15 protein-coding genes and 4 pseudogenes are annotated in these 17,191 nt (G+C 59.7%); 9 read left to right on the top strand and 10 right to left on the bottom strand.

Going from position 1 to position 17,191, the window contains the following annotated elements:
* Window positions 1–50 precede the first annotated feature (50 nt).
* The 4 genes and pseudogenes from JCM25414_RS26900 to JCM25414_RS01095 all read left to right on the top strand — a co-directional run.
* Window positions 51–2,073 (top strand): annotated as a pseudogene (locus tag JCM25414_RS26900) (TonB-dependent receptor); the annotation flags it as partial.
* Window positions 2,074–2,168: 95 nt separating this feature from the next.
* Window positions 2,169–4,447 (top strand): annotated as a pseudogene (locus JCM25414_RS15700) (FdhF/YdeP family oxidoreductase).
* Window positions 4,444–5,294 (top strand): annotated as a pseudogene (gene fdhD / locus JCM25414_RS26270) (formate dehydrogenase accessory sulfurtransferase FdhD). Before JCM25414_RS15700 ends, fdhD begins: the two co-directional pseudogenes overlap by 4 nt.
* On the top strand, window positions 5,291–5,761 hold the full coding sequence (locus JCM25414_RS01095; protein ID WP_025840455.1) for a nitrate reductase associated protein: 471 nt from the start codon (window positions 5,291–5,293) through the stop codon (window positions 5,759–5,761). The pseudogene fdhD and the gene JCM25414_RS01095 overlap by 4 nt, the downstream one beginning before the upstream one ends.
* Here JCM25414_RS01095 and mobA read toward each other — a convergent pair.
* The 3 genes from mobA to JCM25414_RS01080 are packed head-to-tail and all read right to left on the bottom strand — an operon-like array spanning window position 5,758 to window position 8,078.
* Window positions 5,758–6,354 carry a molybdenum cofactor guanylyltransferase gene (gene mobA, locus JCM25414_RS01090; protein ID WP_025840454.1) on the bottom strand — a complete coding sequence of 199 codons (597 nt, stop codon included), beginning with the start codon at window positions 6,352–6,354 and terminating at the stop codon, window positions 5,758–5,760. The two genes, JCM25414_RS01095 and mobA, sit on opposite strands and share 4 nt — an antisense overlap.
* A 12-nt stretch (window positions 6,355–6,366) precedes the next feature.
* Entirely contained in the window at window positions 6,367–6,699 is a 333-nt protein-coding gene (locus JCM25414_RS22160) for a hypothetical protein (protein WP_148300884.1), read from the bottom strand.
* On the bottom strand, window positions 6,696–8,078 hold the full coding sequence (locus tag JCM25414_RS01080) for an amidohydrolase family protein (RefSeq protein WP_025840451.1): 1,383 nt from the start codon (window positions 8,076–8,078) through the stop codon (window positions 6,696–6,698). Before JCM25414_RS01080 ends, JCM25414_RS22160 begins: the two co-directional genes overlap by 4 nt.
* Before the next feature lie 240 nt (window positions 8,079–8,318).
* Here JCM25414_RS01080 and JCM25414_RS01075 point away from each other — a divergent pair, with 240 nt between their 5' ends.
* Entirely contained in the window at window positions 8,319–9,233 is a 915-nt protein-coding gene (locus tag JCM25414_RS01075) for a class I fructose-bisphosphate aldolase (RefSeq protein WP_025840450.1), read from the top strand.
* On the opposite strand, the gene JCM25414_RS01070 is transcribed toward JCM25414_RS01075, so the two are convergent.
* Complete coding sequence (locus JCM25414_RS01070) at window positions 9,223–10,011, bottom strand: ABC transporter ATP-binding protein (RefSeq protein ID WP_025840449.1); 789 nt, start codon at window positions 10,009–10,011, stop codon at window positions 9,223–9,225. The two genes, JCM25414_RS01075 and JCM25414_RS01070, sit on opposite strands and share 11 nt — an antisense overlap.
* A gap of 5 nt (window positions 10,012–10,016) precedes the next feature.
* Complete coding sequence (locus JCM25414_RS01065; protein ID WP_025840448.1) at window positions 10,017–10,817, bottom strand: ABC transporter permease; 801 nt, start codon at window positions 10,815–10,817, stop codon at window positions 10,017–10,019.
* 229 nt (window positions 10,818–11,046) lie between these two features.
* On the opposite strand from JCM25414_RS01065, the gene JCM25414_RS24015 reads away from it, so the two are divergent.
* From JCM25414_RS24015 to JCM25414_RS15680, 4 genes and pseudogenes are all read left to right on the top strand, one after another.
* Window positions 11,047–11,952, top strand: coding sequence for a lytic transglycosylase domain-containing protein (locus JCM25414_RS24015; RefSeq protein ID WP_408734852.1), 906 nt, complete (start codon window positions 11,047–11,049; stop codon window positions 11,950–11,952).
* 46 nt (window positions 11,953–11,998) lie between these two features.
* Window positions 11,999–12,385: an SPOR domain-containing protein gene (locus JCM25414_RS22750; RefSeq protein ID WP_242403211.1), complete on the top strand. Its 387-nt coding sequence runs from the start codon at window positions 11,999–12,001 to the stop codon at window positions 12,383–12,385.
* Between the two features lie 23 nt (window positions 12,386–12,408).
* On the top strand, window positions 12,409–12,978 hold the full coding sequence (locus JCM25414_RS01055) for a peroxiredoxin (protein ID WP_025840447.1): 570 nt from the start codon (window positions 12,409–12,411) through the stop codon (window positions 12,976–12,978).
* 90 nt (window positions 12,979–13,068) lie between these two features.
* Window positions 13,069–13,609: pseudogene (locus tag JCM25414_RS15680) on the top strand (DUF1643 domain-containing protein).
* A gap of 114 nt (window positions 13,610–13,723) precedes the next feature.
* Here the strand turns inward: JCM25414_RS15680 and JCM25414_RS23225 are convergent.
* From JCM25414_RS23225 to JCM25414_RS01035, 5 genes are all read right to left on the bottom strand, one after another.
* Complete coding sequence (locus JCM25414_RS23225; RefSeq protein ID WP_051535592.1) at window positions 13,724–14,032, bottom strand: POTRA domain-containing protein; 309 nt, start codon at window positions 14,030–14,032, stop codon at window positions 13,724–13,726.
* Entirely contained in the window at window positions 14,029–14,418 is a 390-nt protein-coding gene (locus JCM25414_RS23220; protein WP_051535591.1) for a hypothetical protein, read from the bottom strand. The genes JCM25414_RS23225 and JCM25414_RS23220 overlap by 4 nt, the downstream gene beginning before the upstream one ends.
* Before the next feature lie 34 nt (window positions 14,419–14,452).
* Entirely contained in the window at window positions 14,453–15,988 is a 1,536-nt protein-coding gene (locus JCM25414_RS01045) for a peptide MFS transporter (RefSeq protein ID WP_025840446.1), read from the bottom strand.
* 65 nt (window positions 15,989–16,053) lie between these two features.
* Complete coding sequence (locus tag JCM25414_RS23215) at window positions 16,054–16,200, bottom strand: hypothetical protein (protein ID WP_159101682.1); 147 nt, start codon at window positions 16,198–16,200, stop codon at window positions 16,054–16,056.
* A 3-nt stretch (window positions 16,201–16,203) separates the two neighbouring features.
* Entirely contained in the window at window positions 16,204–17,118 is a 915-nt protein-coding gene (locus tag JCM25414_RS01035; protein WP_025840445.1) for a DnaJ C-terminal domain-containing protein, read from the bottom strand.
* Window positions 17,119–17,191 lie beyond the last annotated feature (73 nt).

Genomic DNA, 17,191 nt, shown 5'->3' with positions numbered 1-17,191 from the left:
CCCCAACCGCGCCCACAGTCGGCGGGAAAGCTGCCGTGCAGCTTCCGCCCGGTCGCGAGGATATCACCGTAACCGCCCATCTCGATCAGGCGCGTGGTCGCCTTGCGCCGGGTCTGGGGGCGGTTTCCTACGGCATCGATCAGAGACAGATACAGGTCACACCGGGCGGCGAGAATGCCGCCTTCAGCCAGATCCTGCTTCGGTTGCCAGGCGTCGTGATGGATTCTTATGGCGAGGTGCATGTGCGTGGTGAGCATGGGGGGCTGACCTATCGCGTCAACGGTGTGCTGCTTCCGGAAGGGTTGAACGGTTTCGGGCAGGAACTCGATAGCCGCATTATCCATCAGTCGATCTTCTGACCGGCACGCTCCCTGCACAGTTCGGCTTTCGCACCTCTGGCGTGGTCGACGTCAAAACCAAGACGGGTGACAGCCTCAAGAACAATCAGATCTCGCTCTATGGGGGCAGTTACAACACGTTCGTTCCATCCCTGCAGCTTGGCGGCTCGAAAGACCGATGGGATTATTTCGTGACGGCGTCTTATAATCGCAACGATATCGGCATTGAAAATCCGACGAACGCCTTCCGGGCCACGCATGATTTCACCCAGCAGGAGAAAGGCTTCGGCTATCTGGCCTATCAGCTTGATGACGAGAGCCGTATCAGCCTGCTGACCAGCGCCTCCTATTCGGATTTCCAGCTTCCCAACACGACGGGTCTGCCGATCCTCTATCAGTCCTCCACCATTGCGCCCGACGACCAGAGCATCCAGTCGCGCCTTCTGGGTAACGGGCAGACCGAGCAGAACTACTATGCCGTGCTGTCCTATCAGCGCAGCACCGACAAGATGAACCTGCAGGTCTCGCCCTATTTCCGATACGGCCGCATCGGCTATCGCAACGATCCGGATCGTGATCTCGCCTTCTCCGGCATTTCGCAGCACGAGGTGAATGATTTCACGACCGGAGGGCTGCAATTCGACACCTCCTACGACATAGCGCCCCACCATGTGCTGCGCTTCGGTCTGCTCGGGCAATATACCTCCGAGCGTCTGGACACGAACACACTTGCCTTTCCGATCAACGAGGCGGGAGAGCAGATTTCCACAGACCCGAAACGGATCATCGATAACAGTGGCAACTGGGCGGTCGAGGCCGGGGCCTATATCCAGGACGAATTTCATATCACGCCCAAGCTGACCTTCAATTACGGGCTGCGCTATGACCGTTTTGCGTCGTCCTTCCATAATGAGGGGCAGCTCAGCCGCGTGCCAATATGGTCTGGAAGGCGTCGAAAACGACCACGGTCCATTTCGGCTATTCGCGCTATTTCGCACCGCCCTCGCCTCAATATATCTCGGATACGACGCTCGCCAAATTCGCAGGCACGACCAATGCGCCGCAAACGATGCTGAACACACCGACGCGCGTAGAGAAATCCAACTACGTCGATGTCGGTATTCTGCAGCATGTCACGCGCGATTATCAGATCACGATCGATGCCTATGGCAAATGGGCACGTGATCAGGGCGACTTGGGCCAGTTCGGTCGTGCGGTCATTCTCGCACCGTTCAGCTATCGCCGGGGCCGCGTCTATGGCGCGGAAATCGGCAATTCATGGCGTCATGGCGGGTGGTCGGTGTACGGCAATTTCTCTTTCGTCAAAACCTGGGCGAAAGACATCAACTCGGCGCAATACCAATTCGAAGTCGCCGAGCTGGACTATGTCAGACGTCATGGCATCCAGCTCGATCATCAGGGTGAGTTCACCTCATCGGCAGGTATTTCCTACGCCGACAGGCATGACATGGCCTATCTCGATTTTCTCTATGGCTACGGACTGCGCAGCGGCTTTGCCAATCTGGAGAAACAGCCGTCTTATGCCGTGTTCAATATCGGCTATGCCCATACCTTTACCAGAGTGCCGGTCGGACACAGTCTCAAGCTGCGCGCCGATGTGGTCAATCTGTTCGACCATCGCTACCAGTTACGCGACGGTAGCGGCGTGGGGGTAACACAGGCTCAGTACGGCCAGAGGCGCGGGACATTCTTCTCTGTAGTCAGCAGCTTCTGATCGGCTTCACGCAGATATGAGGGAGCGATTCCGACGCTGGAAAGGTTCATGCGTATATGGTGGCGAGCGCTGCCCCCTATACGGAGACCCACCCGATGCCCGACCGCAAGACCATCTTCAAGCCGTATCACCATCCGGCAGGGGGGTGGGGTGCAGTCAAGGCAACGGCAAAAGCCCTGCTGGAGCAGAGCGTTGTCAGCAAGGGCTCACGCGCCTTGCTTTCGATGAACCAGCCGGGAGGTTTCAAATGCCGAGCTGTGCCTTCCCCGATCCGACCCATCACAAGAAGATCGAATTCTGTGAAAACGGCGTGAAGGCGCTTGCGGTCGAGGCGACGAAACGGCGGGTCACGCGGACATTTTTTGCCGAATACAGCGTCACCGCGCTGTCTGCACAAAGCGATTACTGGCTTGAGGAACAGGGGCGCCTGACCGAACCGATGCGTTACGATCCGCAGACGGATCATTACGTTCCCTGCACATGGCAGGCGGCTTTCGATCTCATCGGCTCCCATCTGCGCCGCCTCGACTCTCCCGATCAGGCCGAATTCTACACCTCCGGTCGCACCTCTAACGAAGCGGCCTTCCTCTACTCGGTATTCATTCGGGCCTTTGGCACGAACAACTTTCCCGATTGCTCGAATATGTGTCATGAGCCGACCAGCCGCGGGCTACCCGATGCCATAGGCATCGGCAAGGGCACGGTGGTGATGGATGATTTCGACCATACCGATGCCATCTTCATCGTCGGGCAGAATACGGGCACAAACTCGCCGCGCATGATGGGGCTGCTCGCCCATGCCCGCAAGCGCAACGTCCCGATCGTCGTGGTCAACCCAATGCCAGAACGGGCGCTGATCCGTTTTACCGAGCCGCAGGATCCGGTAACGATGGTGACGGGCGGTTCAACGGCCATTGCCACGGAATTCGTTCATATCCGCATCGGCGGTGATCTCGCCTTCTTCAAGGGAATGATGAAGGCGCTTTTCGAGCGCGAGGCTGCAGGCGAGACGATTCTCGATCACGCCTTTATCGAGACGCATACAGAGGGCTTCGCTGCGCTACGCGATGAGGTCATCCGGCTGGAATGGGCGGAAATCGAGCGAATTTCGGGCATCGAGAAAGTCCAGATCATGCGCGCAGCGTCAATCTATGCACAATCGAAGGCTACGATCATCTGTTTCGGCATGGGCATTACCCAGCACCAGCAGGGCGCGCGCATGATCCAGCAGATCGCGGCCTTCCTGATGCTGCGTGGCAATTTCGGCAGGAAAGGCGCCGGTATCGCGCCCATCCGAGGCCACTCCAACGTCCAGGGAGACCGCACGGTCGGCATCGATGAGAGGCCGACCCAGGTCTATCTCGACCGTCTGCGCGACGTCTTCGGTTTCGAGCCCCCGCGCGCCCACGGCCACCACGCAGTCGATTCAGTCGAGGCCATGCTGGCAGGTACGGCCAAGGTCTTTATCGGCATGGGCGGCAATTTCGTCCATGCCATTCCCGACACGCCACGCGCCTATGAGGCGATGCGCCGTCTGAACCTCACCGTGGGAATCGCAACGAAGCTCAATCGCGGCCATATCGTCCATGGACGCGACGCGCTGATTTTGCCTGTGATCGCCCGTTCGGAAATCGATCGTCAGGCGACGGGCGAGCAGTTCATCACCATCGAAGACGCTATGTCGAATGTCACGGCGTCGCGCGGCGTCCTGGAACCCGCCAGCCCCGATCTGTTGTCGGAAGTCGCTATCGTCTGCGGCATGGCTCAGGCGACATTGCCTGACAGCACGATCCCCTGGGCGCTCTTTCCTACCGATTACGGGTTGATCCGCGACCGGATCGCCGCCGTCTATCCGGAGATATATGCCGATTTCAATGCACGCATACGCAACAAGCAAGGCTTCCATCTCGATATTCCGCCGCGCCGCCGCGTATGGAAAACCCCGTCGGGCAAAGCGCAATTCCTGCTTTTCCCCGGTCTTGCCGTCGATGCCGACGTTGAAGACAACACCATGCTGCGCCTATCGACCATACGCTCGCATGACCAGTTCAATACAACCATCTACAGCATGAACGACCGCTATCGCGGCATCTACAACACCCGGATGGTTGTCTTCATGAATGACGAAGACATGGCAGAACGCGGGCTCGAACAGGAAATGGTTGTCGGTCTCGAAACGCTTTCGACCGATGGTATTTCCCGCCGCGTCGACGATCTGGTTGTCATTGCCTATCCAATGCCGCGTGGCGCGATCGCAGGTTATTACCCTGAGCTCAACCCGCTTCTGCCGCTCAATCATCATGACGAAATCAGCGGTACCCCGGCTGCGAAATCCATTCCCGTGCGTGTGATCTCAGCGGCGAGGGTGCCATGACGATACGACCGGACAGTCTTGCCGCAGCGCATCTGCTGCGCCACGCCATCACGATCGGGTCAGACGGCGTTCAGGAACGCACCGAGCTTGGCATTGCTGAAGAAACGCCGCTCACACTGATTTTCAACGAATTTCATGTGCATGCCGTGATGATGGTGACCCCGCTCGATCTGCATGATTTCGTCCTCGGATTCATTCTGACTGAAAAAATTATCGCCACGCCGTCGGATCTGATTTCCTGTCATATTGAAAGGCATGAGGATCAGCTTTCGGCCCATGTCCGCATTCCAGGCAGCGATTTCAGCCGACTGATCCGCCGAGGACAACGGCTTTTAACCGGAAGCAGCAGTTGCGGTCTATGCGGCGTGACCGATCTCAACGATATCGCGACCCCCGCACCTTGCCTGCCGGCTTACAGCATTCCGGTGCCCGCCATCCGAAAGGCACTCACTGCCCTGCCTGAATTGCAGGTGCTCAATCAGAAAGTACATATGGTTCACGCGGCCGCCTGGGCAGCGCCGACGGGGTGATCCACTATGTGCGTGAAGATATCGGCCGCCATAACGCTCTCGATAAGCTCATCGGCATTCTCAGCCAGTCTCCTCGCGACGCCGGGCGAGGCTTCTGCCTCGTTACCAGCCGCTGCTCCTATGACATGGTCGAAAAGGCTCTGACTTTGGGCATCTCGACGCTGGTGGCAATTTCCTCTCCCACAGATCGTGCCATACAGATCGCCCGCAAGGCCGATATGACCCTTATCGGCAATGCCCGCCCCGATCGCCTTGCCATTTTCTGTGGCGCGCATCGCCTGATCAAACCGGAAACCGTCGAGATGAATGCCGCATGAGTTTTGACCCCCAGGCCGATTTTTTCGCCTTCGAGCACGATTTTGCCGGTTCGCTTCGCTGCATTCCGATGAGGGTACGCCTCAAGCTCGATTGCTGTGGCATCAAGCTGAGCCTGCGACAGTGGAGCCAGTTTTCCCCGGACACACGTCGCGAGCTTCTTCATCTGCCCTGCGAAACAGCGCCGGAGCAGGCCGCTTATCGTGACAGGCTGGTGGCGCTTATCGCCGTGCATTGCGATGAGCCGTCGAAAACGCTTGCCAATAATGACGATTTTCTCTGGCGCGATACGTCACTCGTGCCTGACTGTATTCTCGCTCAGGCTCGACAGGACGACGTGCTGCCCCCTGACCTTGTGGTCTGGCAGACCCTCCATCCCTTGCAGCGCTTCGCGCTGGTCAAACTTGCCCGCTCACGTCATGAAAACGAGAATTTTGTGCCTGCCTTGCGGGAATTCGGCCTGATCTAGCTGCGCCGGGAGGAGCGTAGAGCGAGGGCATCCACATCCTCCGGCGTGTTGATATTAAAAAATGGATCGTCCGGCTCATCGTCGAATGACACGTCGCGCATGGCGATCTTTTCGGCAAATCGTCGCACAGCCAGTTGACGCCGCGCACCCGAGGCGAGAGCCCTTGCAAGATGGTCGCGGAGTAGTGAGAGGCATGTTGTCGGCCAGAGGGCAATGAGCGGATGAGATCGCTCACGGCTCATGGCGCAGGACGGCCCGGGTGAGAGCCGTGAGACCAGATCACGCGGTATGAAAGGCGTGTCTCCTGATACGGTCAGAACCTCGCTTGCTCCTTCGCCTCGCCCCCATTCGAGAGCGGAGAGGATGCCGATCAGCGGTCCCTGGTCTACCCACCCGTCTCTCAGCACAGGCAGGCCAAAACGCGCATATCCGGTCTGATCACCCCTGATGGCGAGCGCAATCGTCGATACCTGAGGCGTTAGACGCTCCAGTATCGTGTCGAGGAGCGCACCTTGACCAAGAGGGAGAAGCGGCTTGTCACAGCCACCAAGCCTGCTCCCCCTCCCCCCAGCCAGGATGACGGCATGGGTCATGAAACGATCACGTCAGCGTGGCGGAACCATCGGTTGATCATGCCCCATCTCGTGCCCAGGATGCAGTGGGTGTGGGTGCGGATGGTGACGCTGCGGATGACGCGGTGGCGGTGGCGGCTCCGGGGGGAGCGGGACCGGCTGAAATGCCGGAGGCGCCTCACCGCGATGATAGTACGGGCCTTTATAATTATCGTTGAGCTGAGAGGCGTTCAGCCTGTCTATCGCACTGTTTCCGGTGCCATCGGCATAATGGCGGGGAGACATGACTGGCGCCTGCTGTGCAAGGGCGAGTGAGGGAGAGACGAAAAGAGCTGCCCCCAGAAGAGCCCCGATATGACGGTTCATGGTGTCTTTCCTTTAAGAACTAGTCCGTCAGAGACAGGCGTGCCGCGCTGCCAGACCTGAGAAATCAAGCCGATATCAGATATGGTGCGATCGGGAGCACCGTCAATGACCAGCAGATCGGCCCGTTTTCCGACTGCCAGGACGCCACGATCCTGCAAGCCGAGCAGAGAGGCCGCCTGCTGGGTGGCAAGATTGATTGCCTGGAGTGGGGTGAGCCCTGCCTGCACCAGAAGGATCAATTCGCGATGCTCGGCAAATCCGGGCAGGCGCAGCGGGGTGGCGCCGGAATCGGTGCCAAAACCGATGTGAACGCCACTGCGGTAGAGTGTGAGTATATTACGCTGGTTCATGGCCAGAGCCGCACGGGCGGCGGCAATGCTTGGCTTGGCAAGTGTCGTCCTGCGCCAGGCCTCCTCAGCGACCGATTCACGGAGTGCGGGAGACATGGCGTCACGCGCCACGCTCTGATCCAGAGTCTCGGGATGCTCGGCAAAATAATAGGTCGATTCATCGAGTGAAAGAGTGGGGATATACCACGCCCCGGTATTCTTGAGCTGTGTGACGAGCGCTGGATCGACGGGCTTGTCGCGCACGCCATGGGCCAGGATATCCGCCCCATGAGCCAAAGCCTGATGCGCCAGATCGAGATCGTGGATATGCACGGCCACACGCAGATGACGCTTGTGCGCCTCACTGATCGCAGCCTGCCATACCGGCGCACCGAGCAGTGGAAGGGGCGGTCTGGCCGGGTTGGTGAGATGCAGATCATCAAGCCAGATCTTGACGAAATCGGTCCCTTCATCGGCCATGCGATCAACTGCCTGCCGCGCCTGCTGCGGGGTATGGGGGCGAGAAATCTGGTCATGCCCCATGTTCTCGACCATGGCCTCTGGCGGCATCCCGCCGGGCGCACCGATGCCCTGATCCACGCCGAACAGATCGGCGCCAGGGTTGACACCCTGATGCTGCTCGCGGCGCAGTTGATCGAAAAGCGGCGATTTGTTCAGGCCAAGCGCTGTCACCGTCAGCACGCCGTAACGCCTGTATTGTTCGAGCGCGGCCAGAATGTTCGCCCTTGTATAATTGCGCGAGGCGGTGGTCATGCCGTCAACCAGTCCGACATGGCTGTGATCGCTGATCAGCGCAGGCATGAGTGTCTTGCCCTGAAGATCGATCGTCTTCACCCCGGCGTCGGGAGCTTGCCCGATCGATACGATCTGACCGTGATCGATCACGAGCGTAACGTCGGGCCGGACAGCCGCTCCGGTGCCATCGATCAGTCGGGCATGGGTAAGCGCAACCGGCGTGGCGAATGCCGATGAGGCAAACAGGCAGGGTCCAGCCGCGAGACAGGTAAGCAGGCCGAAATGTCGCATCATGGTTCCTCTCTCCTTCTCCCCTCCCGAGGCGGGAAACGGCGCGACAGGGCGCAGACGGAGGTGCCGCGTGAACGCGGCAATCCTGTCCGGGATGCATCGCCACGCAAACCACTGTCGAATCTGTGAAGGCTAGTTCGGCCATCGTAAGAAACGGATCGAGGTGGCGACAGTTAGAAAGCGTTATAGTCCTCTGGTCATCGTGTCCGCCCCGATGGCCAATAATAAAGACAGGAGCGTTGCATGTCATTGACACCCCAGGTCAAAGCCATTCTTGCCAATTACGAAGCCGATAACCCCGGCACAAAGGCCAATCTGGTTCGCCTGATGAATACAGGCGTGCTGGCCGGCACCGGCAAGCTGGTGATCCTGCCGGTCGATCAGGGTTTCGAACATGGGCCCGCGCGCTCTTTCGCCGCCAACCCTCCGGCCTATGACCCGCATTATCATTTCTCTCTCGCCATCGAGGCGGGGCTCAATGCCTTTGCAGCACCGCTCGGCATGCTCGAGGCCGGCGCATCGACCTTTGCAGGCCAGATCCCGCTGATCCTGAAGTGCAACAGCTCGAACTCGCTGGCGACAGAAAAGAATCAGGCCGTCACGGGCACGGTAGCCGACGCGCTGCGCCTCGGATGCTCGGCGATCGGCTTTACCATCTATCCGGGCAGTGAATACTGCTTCGATCAGATGAACGAGCTGCGCGAGCTGGCGCAGGAGGCCAAGGCTGCAGGTCTGGTCGTGATCGTCTGGAGCTATCCGCGCGGGCCCATGCTCGACAAGGCGGGCGAGACTGCCATCGATATCTGCGCCTATGCCGCTCACATGGCTGCCGAATGCGGCGCGCATATCATCAAGGTCAAGCCCCCGACCGACGTGCTGTCACTGCCCGCCGCCAAGGCCGTCTATCTGGAGCAGAAGATCGACATCTCGACCATGGAAGCGCGCATTCGCCACGTCGTGCAATCGACCTTTGCCGGGCGTCGCATCGTCATTTTCTCGGGCGGTGACCACATCACGACCGATGCACTGCTCGACACCATTCGCGGCATTCATGCTGGCGGTGGTTTCGGCTCGATTATCGGCCGCAACACGTTCCAGCGCCCGCGTGAGGAAGCCCTTGCCCTGCTCGCCTCGATCACCGGCATTTTCAAGGGCTGATATCAGCGTGATTGACTGCCTTATAGGCGTCGATCACCAGATCTGGCGGGCCGTCCATACGGACGCGCCCGCCCTCCATCCAGATGATGCGTGTGCACCATTTGAGCAGTATGGGGAGCGAGTGCGAGGTAATAACCAGAATACGCACATGCTCGATGAGCCGCGTAAGGCGCTCCCGCGCCTTCTCCTGAAAATGGGAGTCACCCGCCATGAACCACTCATCCATCAGCAGAATCTCGGGACGGGGCGCTGTGGCAAGACCGAAGCCGAGACGGATCGCCATCCCTGAGGAATAGAGCCTTACGGGCAGATCCAGAAACGCGCCGAGCTCGGCAAAGGCCTCGACATCAGCTTCCAAGGCAATTGTTGCGGCATCGCTGAGGCCGATATAACGCGCATAGAGCCGGATATTCTCACGACCTGTGAGATCGGTATTCATGCCAGCCTGCGGGCTCAGAAGAGCATGCAGATCGCCCTCGACATGCAAGACGCCCAGCGAGGATTCATAAATACCGGCAAGCGCACGCAGAAGCGTCGATTTTCCTGCGCCGTTATGCCCGATCAGTCCGACACGTTCACCGGATTCAATCGTCAGGGTAAGCTGGCTCAACGCCAGAACCACTGTCGTGTCCGATTGGCTGACGATACTGCCACCCGCGCTCTGCCGGTCCGTGACCTTGCTCTTCACGCCCTTGAAGAAGCTCTTCTTGAATGAACGCGCACTGCCATGAAACATCGGATAGATCAGCGAGTAGTCGATCAGTCGGGTCAGGGACATGGCGGTCAAACCCAGAAAGCCAGGCGCGCACGCGTCCGGGCAAAGAAAAGAAAGGCTCCTACGCACCAGACCGTGCTCAGACCGACCGCGATCATTACGGCAGGAAGCGACGGCAGAGTGCCAAGAATCGGCCCGCGCACCAGCTCCAGAAGATCGTAAAACGGATTAAGAACGAGCAACTGGCTTCGATGCGGAGAAAGCTGGGAGGGCTTCCAGATGATCGGGGTCACATAAAAGGCAATCTGCAGGAAGGCACTGATGATCGGGCCGATATCGCGAAACCGCGCACAAAGCGCACCGAGCAGAAGACAGGCCGCGAAGCCGTCGATCATCCACAGAGCCAGTCCCGGCAGCGCAGCAAGACTGATCAGGCCAGGAAAGACGCCGTAGATCACGAACACACCGATGGGCACGATAATGCTGTGAGCAAAGACGATGGCATTGCGCACCAGAAGACGCAGCGCCTGAAGCGAGAAAGGCAGCTTCATCGCGTGGATGCTGGCTTCCGCATCGATGAAACAGGTGCAGGATTCAAGCAGAAGGCTGGATAGACCGACCTGCCACAGCGCCAGAGAGAGCGACAGATAAGGCAGATAATCGTGCAGGTTCATGTGAAACAGACGCGCATAGATCACGCCCATCGAACCGACCATGATCACGGCAGACAAGGTCAACCAGAACGGGCCCAGCACCGAGCCGCGATAACGCAGTCTGACATCGGTCCAGCCGAGCGTGGTGGCAAGCCGCCAGGCGCGCAGACCTGAAGCGAGATCATTCCATGCACGGGCATATCGACTCTGACTCATGTCCCTCCAGGGGATTTTGCGGGTTCTTGCTTCTCTGCGCTCCGAGCGTTCCGCCCTAGCGGATAAGCCTGTTTCCGCAACTATCGTGCCTTGTCGCCCCTTGCCTGCGTGAGTCGGAAAGAGTTCGCCTCAATTTATTGCTATCTTTCTGGGGAACGGGTCCGTAGTTTTGCCGCATTCATGCCGCAGAGTGCGGTCTACGCTCGGTTTGCATCAGGTGAAGCCCATCATGACCCGTTCTCGCCGTTTGAATGCCAAGGTCGGACAAGAAGAAGCCGGCCGGTTCCTGTTTTCGGGGCTGAAATCTTCACGCCTTCTGATGATCACGGGCGCTGCAGCCCTCCTGTCGGCCTGTGCGAGCGGTCCGCAGAGACCCCAGATTCCGGTCGCGCAGGAAGCCGCCGATTACCGCGAACATGCGAAATCCTATTACGCGCCACCCGGCCCGCCAGAAGACCCCTGGGGGCCGTATATCGAGGAGGCGTCACAGCGTTTCGACGTGCCTGGCACCTGGATCCGCTCAGTAATGATGCAGGAATCGGGGGGCCGGCTTTACGACCGCAACGGACAGTTCACGACCTCGGCTCCGGGCGCCATGGGGCTGATGCAGCTCATGCCGCCGACCTATGACGACATGCGTTCGCAGTATAATCTGGGCGATGACGCCTATGATCCGCGGGACAATATCATGGCGGGCACGGCTTATATTCGCCAGATGTATGACATCTACGGCTCGCCTGGCTTCCTTGCCGCTTATAATGATGGGCCTGGCAGTCTCGATTCCTATCTGCGTCGTGGGCGTTCCCTGCCTCGAGAGACACGGCGTTATGTCGCCCATGTGGGGCCGCAGATTGCCGGCATCTGGCCGCGGAACCGTTCTGCTGCGACCTGCTTGTCTCACAGCACGATCCTTCTGCCGCCACGATGGTCGCGCAGAACGATAGTGAGACGGCCTCTGTTCGTGCCGCATGGCGCCAGCAGGCCCAGACCGCAACCTATCGTGCCGACCAGCAGGAAATGCAGGTCGCCGAGGCTCCTGCGAGCAGCCGCTCTTCGGTCAGTGCCGCCTGGGCTGCCCGCGGTGTTGTCGCAACCTCGCCTTCACGCAGCGCCCCGGTTCAGATGGCAAGCCTGAACACGCAGGATGATGACGGATCGTCCACCGACAGCGTTGCCCAGGCGTGGGCGGGGCGCGCGCCGTGCAACCCATACCGGTCGGGCGTCGCCTGTCGGCAGAGCCTGTACTTGCGGTCATGACCCCCCGTCCTTCTCAGCGCAGCGCCCAGCCAGCACCTGCGCCACGCAATGTGCCATCAGGAAACTGGGCCATTCAGGTGGGCGCCTATAACTCCGCCGTTCAGGCAACACGGGCGGTCGCACAAGCGCAAACCCATGCAGGAACTTCACTCTCTGGCGCACGTAGTCAGGTTTCCACGGTGCAGTCAGGGCGGGCGCATCTCTATCGGGCGCGCCTGCTCAATCTTTCCCATGACGATGCCGTGGCAGCCTGCCGGAAGATGGGCCGCGACACGCCCTGCGTGGTCGTCTCTCCGGGATCATCGTTCTGACCCTGATCTTGTGCGGAGATCGCATGTCCCGTCGCCTTGCCTTCATATCCTTGCAGACCCTGCTCGGCCTTTCCCTGATCCTAGCAGCGCCCGCTGCTAGGGCAGAGCTGAAACAGGGAGCCGAAGCCCCCAATTTCACCCTGCCAGCCACCCAGAATGGCAAGGAGATGTCGTACACGCTACGTGACGCTCTCGCCAAAGGCCCGGTCGTTCTGTATTTCTACCCTGCGGCCTTCACCAAGGGCTGCACCATGGAGGCCCATGGTTTTGCCGATGCCATGTCACAATTCACGGCACTCGGCGCCAGCGTCATCGGCGTGTCGATGGACAACATCAGCAAGCTCGACGATTTTTCGGTAAGCCAGATCAAGGGGCAGTTTCCGGTCGCCTCTGACAGCGACGGAAAGGTTACGCGCCTTTACGACGCCAAGATGCCGATGCTCGATATCGCCCAGCGTGTCACCTATGTCATCGCCCCGGAAGGGCAGATCATTGCGACGATCAGCTCTGAATCCCCCGGCAATCACGTCGAAAAGGCCCTCGCGGCCCTCAAGACCTTCAAAGCCGATACGATGAAGAACAGAAAGAAGTAAGGATCACCGCGCTCCCTTATCTCGCCGGGGAGCGCGCTTACCGCCTATGGATCAAGAAAAAACAGTTCATCACGTAGCTCCTCCAAGGCGTTGCGCCTTCAGGACGACGTTGTAAGCACCGCCGTTTATGACGGCCCGCATGAGTGCTATCGCTACCGGCTCCATCGCGTCTGGGACGAAACGAAGCCCACTATCATGTGGCTGATGATGAACTTCTGTGGCAACCGAATATGGCGATGATCGCACCGTCGCCAAGTGTCAGCGCTATGCGAGAGGCTGGGGCTATGGCGCGATGTTCGTCGGTAACAGCTTCGGCTATCGCTGCACCGATCAAAAGCGCCTGCTTGAAGTGAGCGATCCGGTAGGCCCGGGAAATGACAAGGCTTTGCTCGCCATGGCAAAAGAGGCCGACAAGGTCATTCTGGCTTACGGCTCGCCGACCCATCCCTCCCTCAAGGCACAGGGCAACAAGGTTGCGCTTGCCCTGCACATGGCCGGAATCACCTTGTACGTCATGCGTTTGAGCAAGGGTGGGCGACCAGAGCATCCACTTTATCTGCCAGCTGCGCTGGAACCTGCGCTTTTGCAGGAAGAATTTTTCTCTTCTCTGGCACGAGCGGAGACACTTTGATTCTGGGCTGAAGCGGCAGGCCCTCTGCGCGCGAAAGAAATCACGCCTTGCTGGCGCGCCACGTTGGGGGCAACGCGCCAGCGGAAGAAATGAGCCCCCTTGAGAGCCCTTCTCTTACTTCTCGGTGATCTGATAGGTCAGCACGACATGATTGTCGTGGTTGGGCTGGGTGGCGACAGGCTGGATCTGCACGCCAAGATTATGCTTTTGATAGATCTTCTGAATGGCAACCGTGTCAGCCGTAGCCGCCTCTGCCGTAACGGTTGCACCCGGATGCAGCTTCGTCGCGGCTTCGAGCTCAGCCGTCGGCACCTGCTTGTTGCCAACGAACTCGACCTTGTCCAGGACGAATGGCGCCGGTGCAGGCGCAGCGCTCGGTGCCTGCTCCTCAATCACAAGGTAGAACTGCACCGTGTTTTTCACGAAGCGCTCTTTCTCGCTGAACTTGGCGCCCAGGTTTTTGGCCTTGTAGAGGTCGGCCACTTTCTGCACCCCGGCATCGAGCTGGTCGCGCGTGACAGTGTCGCTACATGGTAAGGGAGGACCGCCATGATGTCTGCGGTGGCGACAGCGCTGTTGCCTTCGACCTTGAGAACCTTGAGCGTGAGCGGCGCGCTGGGCGCCGGTGCGCTGGCAGCCATGGCGGGCGTGACGGCGCCGATGACTGGCAGGCAGGGCAGCGCAGCGGTTCCGGCAATCAGGGCCAGACCGGCGAGGGCGTAACGTGAGCTCGGCTTCATGATGTCGTCCTTCTGAACAGGCTCGTTCTGAGCGCGGGGATGATAGGCATCTTCCTGAACGATTGGCAAAACCCCATCCTCCCGGGCGGGGCGATACGACAAATCAGTCCTCAACCTCTAGCGGCATGGATGGTCGGGCTTCCGGCATCGCGGCGTTCCCCATCGCCAGCACATGCTCGCGATCCCAGCGTTTGGCCAAAGGCAGCAGGCAGATCAGCAGCCCCGTCAGAACCAGACCGGCTATGAACAGATCGCGGAAGAGCGGCACATAGAGTGCCGCCGCCGCCGCCGCACCCGTCGTGGGCTCGCCGGTGGCTGCAGCGAAATTGGCGACGAGGCTACCGACATACATGGCGATACCCCAGACGAGATAGAGCGATCCCATCATGAAGCCACTGCTTTCGGCTGCGGTGTAGCGCGCGATGATGGCCAGGCCGAGCGCCATGGTCAGCAATTCCGCAATCGAGATCAAACCGTAGCCAAGCACCATGACCCAGGCCGAAACCAGATTCTGCGCATGGGACGCCGCGATCCACCAGATAAGAAAGCCAAGCGTAACCAGACCGAAACCCAGCACCATCTTATGCGCCAGAGACAGATCCCGCCCCTGTGCGGCCAAGCGATTATACAGCGCAGCCAGAACCGGGCTGGCCAGCATGATCCAGATCGGGTTGAGCGCCTGAAACTGCCCGGCACTCAGATGCACGAGGGTCACGCCACCGATACGCAGATCACCATCGACTGCGCGCAAGGCAAAGAGCGTGAGCGACGTCATCATCTGCTGATAGAAAATCAGATAGGCCATGCTCTCAAGGCAGAGCAGGAAAGTCAGGCGCAGACCCGGCCGGGCCTTCGCGCCAGAGCGAAAATACAGACGCCCCCAGAGGATGACGATGGCCACACTGGCCGCCCAGACGCAGAGCCGAGCGATACCGGGGCTTGCGATGATGCCGGTCAGAACCAGAACGGTCAGCACGAAACCACCGAGAACGATCAGGAAAGGCCTCAGCTGAAACGGCCCCTGATCGAGCGCGGAGCCCGCATGATGGATCCAGCGACGGCGCCAGAAATAATAGAGCAGGCCCATCACCAACCCGCCCGAGCAGGTCAGAAAAGCACTGGCCGGGCCGTAGCGATCCTGAAGCAGCGGGGTGATGAGCATCGAGACCGTCGAGCCCACATTGACCGACATGTAGTAGATGGTGAAGGCGGCATCGAGCGCGGCGTCGTCGCCCTCATAGATGCGTCGCACCAGATTGGCGGCGTTAGGCTTGAACAACCCGTTACCTGCCGAAATCAGTGCCATCGCAAAAAAGAGCAAGGGACGATGCTGGTCAGCCAGGGCAAGCGCCGCATAGCCGAATATCAGCGCAAAAGCGCCCATGAGCATCGTGCGACGCGGCCCGAGGATACGATCGCCCGCGTAGCCGCCAAGAACCGGCGTAATGTAGGTAAGCCCCACAAAGGCCGCGATCATGACATTTGCTGCCACATCGCTCAGCCCGAGGCGTTGCACCAGATAGAGCGTGAGAACGGCCTGCATGCCGTAATAGCCGAAGCGTTCCCACAGCTCGATGGCAAACACGACCGAGAAGGACTGTCGTCGTGTCGGCAGCTCGGAAAGGGAGGATGAACTCATGGGCAATGTCCGGGCAAATGAAACTCAGTTGCCCGGAGATATCACACTCGCGAGGGAGGGGAAGTCTAAAGTCCCGCCCACACTCCCGAGATCCGCATCCCGCCATAGCAGAGCATGACCAGAAGCGCGGTCGTGAGAAGCGCTACGACTGCCCCCATGACCTCGCGGGTAAAAATCAGTTTCCAGTCTAGAAAGCTGCTTTTTGCTGGCATTGATCAGGCTCTTTCGCCCTCGAGAGCCTGCTGTTTGACCAGAAACTCCTCAAGCGCCGGATCGACCTTGCCGATCCTGACCTGCAAGGTGACATACAGATTGCCCGCCTTGTGCGCGCCCTGCTCGGCCACGCCACGCCCACCAAGACGCAACACAGTACCCGTATCGGAATGGGGCGGCACTTTCATCGTCACCTGCCCCTTGGGGGTCGGCACCACGATCTTGCCTCCCAGAATGGCAGTGGTGAGATCGACCGGCACGCTGGCACGCAGATCGCGCCCCTCGCGGGTATAAACGGTGCTCGGTGTCACCGAGATGGTGATGAGCGCATCGCCTGCAGGGGCGCCCTCCCCCATTCCTGCTGCGCCCTTGCCACTCAGGCGCAGGGTCTGGCCATCTTCGATCCCGGCAGGAATCCTGACCTCGACTGTTCCGGCCTCCGGCAGTGTCACGCGGCTCGTGGTGCCCAACACGGAATCTTCGAACGAGACGGTCAGGGTGTAGGAGCGATCGGCGCCGCGACGGCTGCGACGACGGCCTCCGCCACCAAAAGGCCCCGTACCGAAATCGGCCCCGGTGCCACCACCGCTGAACATGTCGGAAAAGAACGCCCCGAGATCTTCCTGGTTGAACTGGCCACCACCGCCACCATGGAATCCCTGACCGCCGCCGCCATGCCCGAAGGGGCCACGCTCATTGCCCTCGGCATCGATTTCACCACGGTCGAAACGTGCGCGCTTCTCCTTGTCGCCGAGAATACCGTAAGCGGCGCCGACCGCCTTGAAGGCTTCTTCGGCCTTCTTGTTGTTCGGATTATGATCCGGGTGATGCTCCTTGGCGAGCTTGCGATAGGCGCTGCGGATTTCCTTATCCGTGGCGCCACGCGTCAGGCCAAGCGCTGCATAAGGATCTTTCACGCCTGTTTCTCCTCATTATTCGTGAATACTACAGAATTCATATGTTTTATGTTGGTCCGGATCGGGACAATTC

This window comes from Asaia platycodi JCM 25414, from assembly GCF_000614545.1.
Taxonomy (GTDB): Bacteria; Pseudomonadota; Alphaproteobacteria; order Acetobacterales; family Acetobacteraceae; genus Asaia; species Asaia platycodi.
This window is presented reverse-complemented; position numbering and strand designations above follow the sequence as displayed.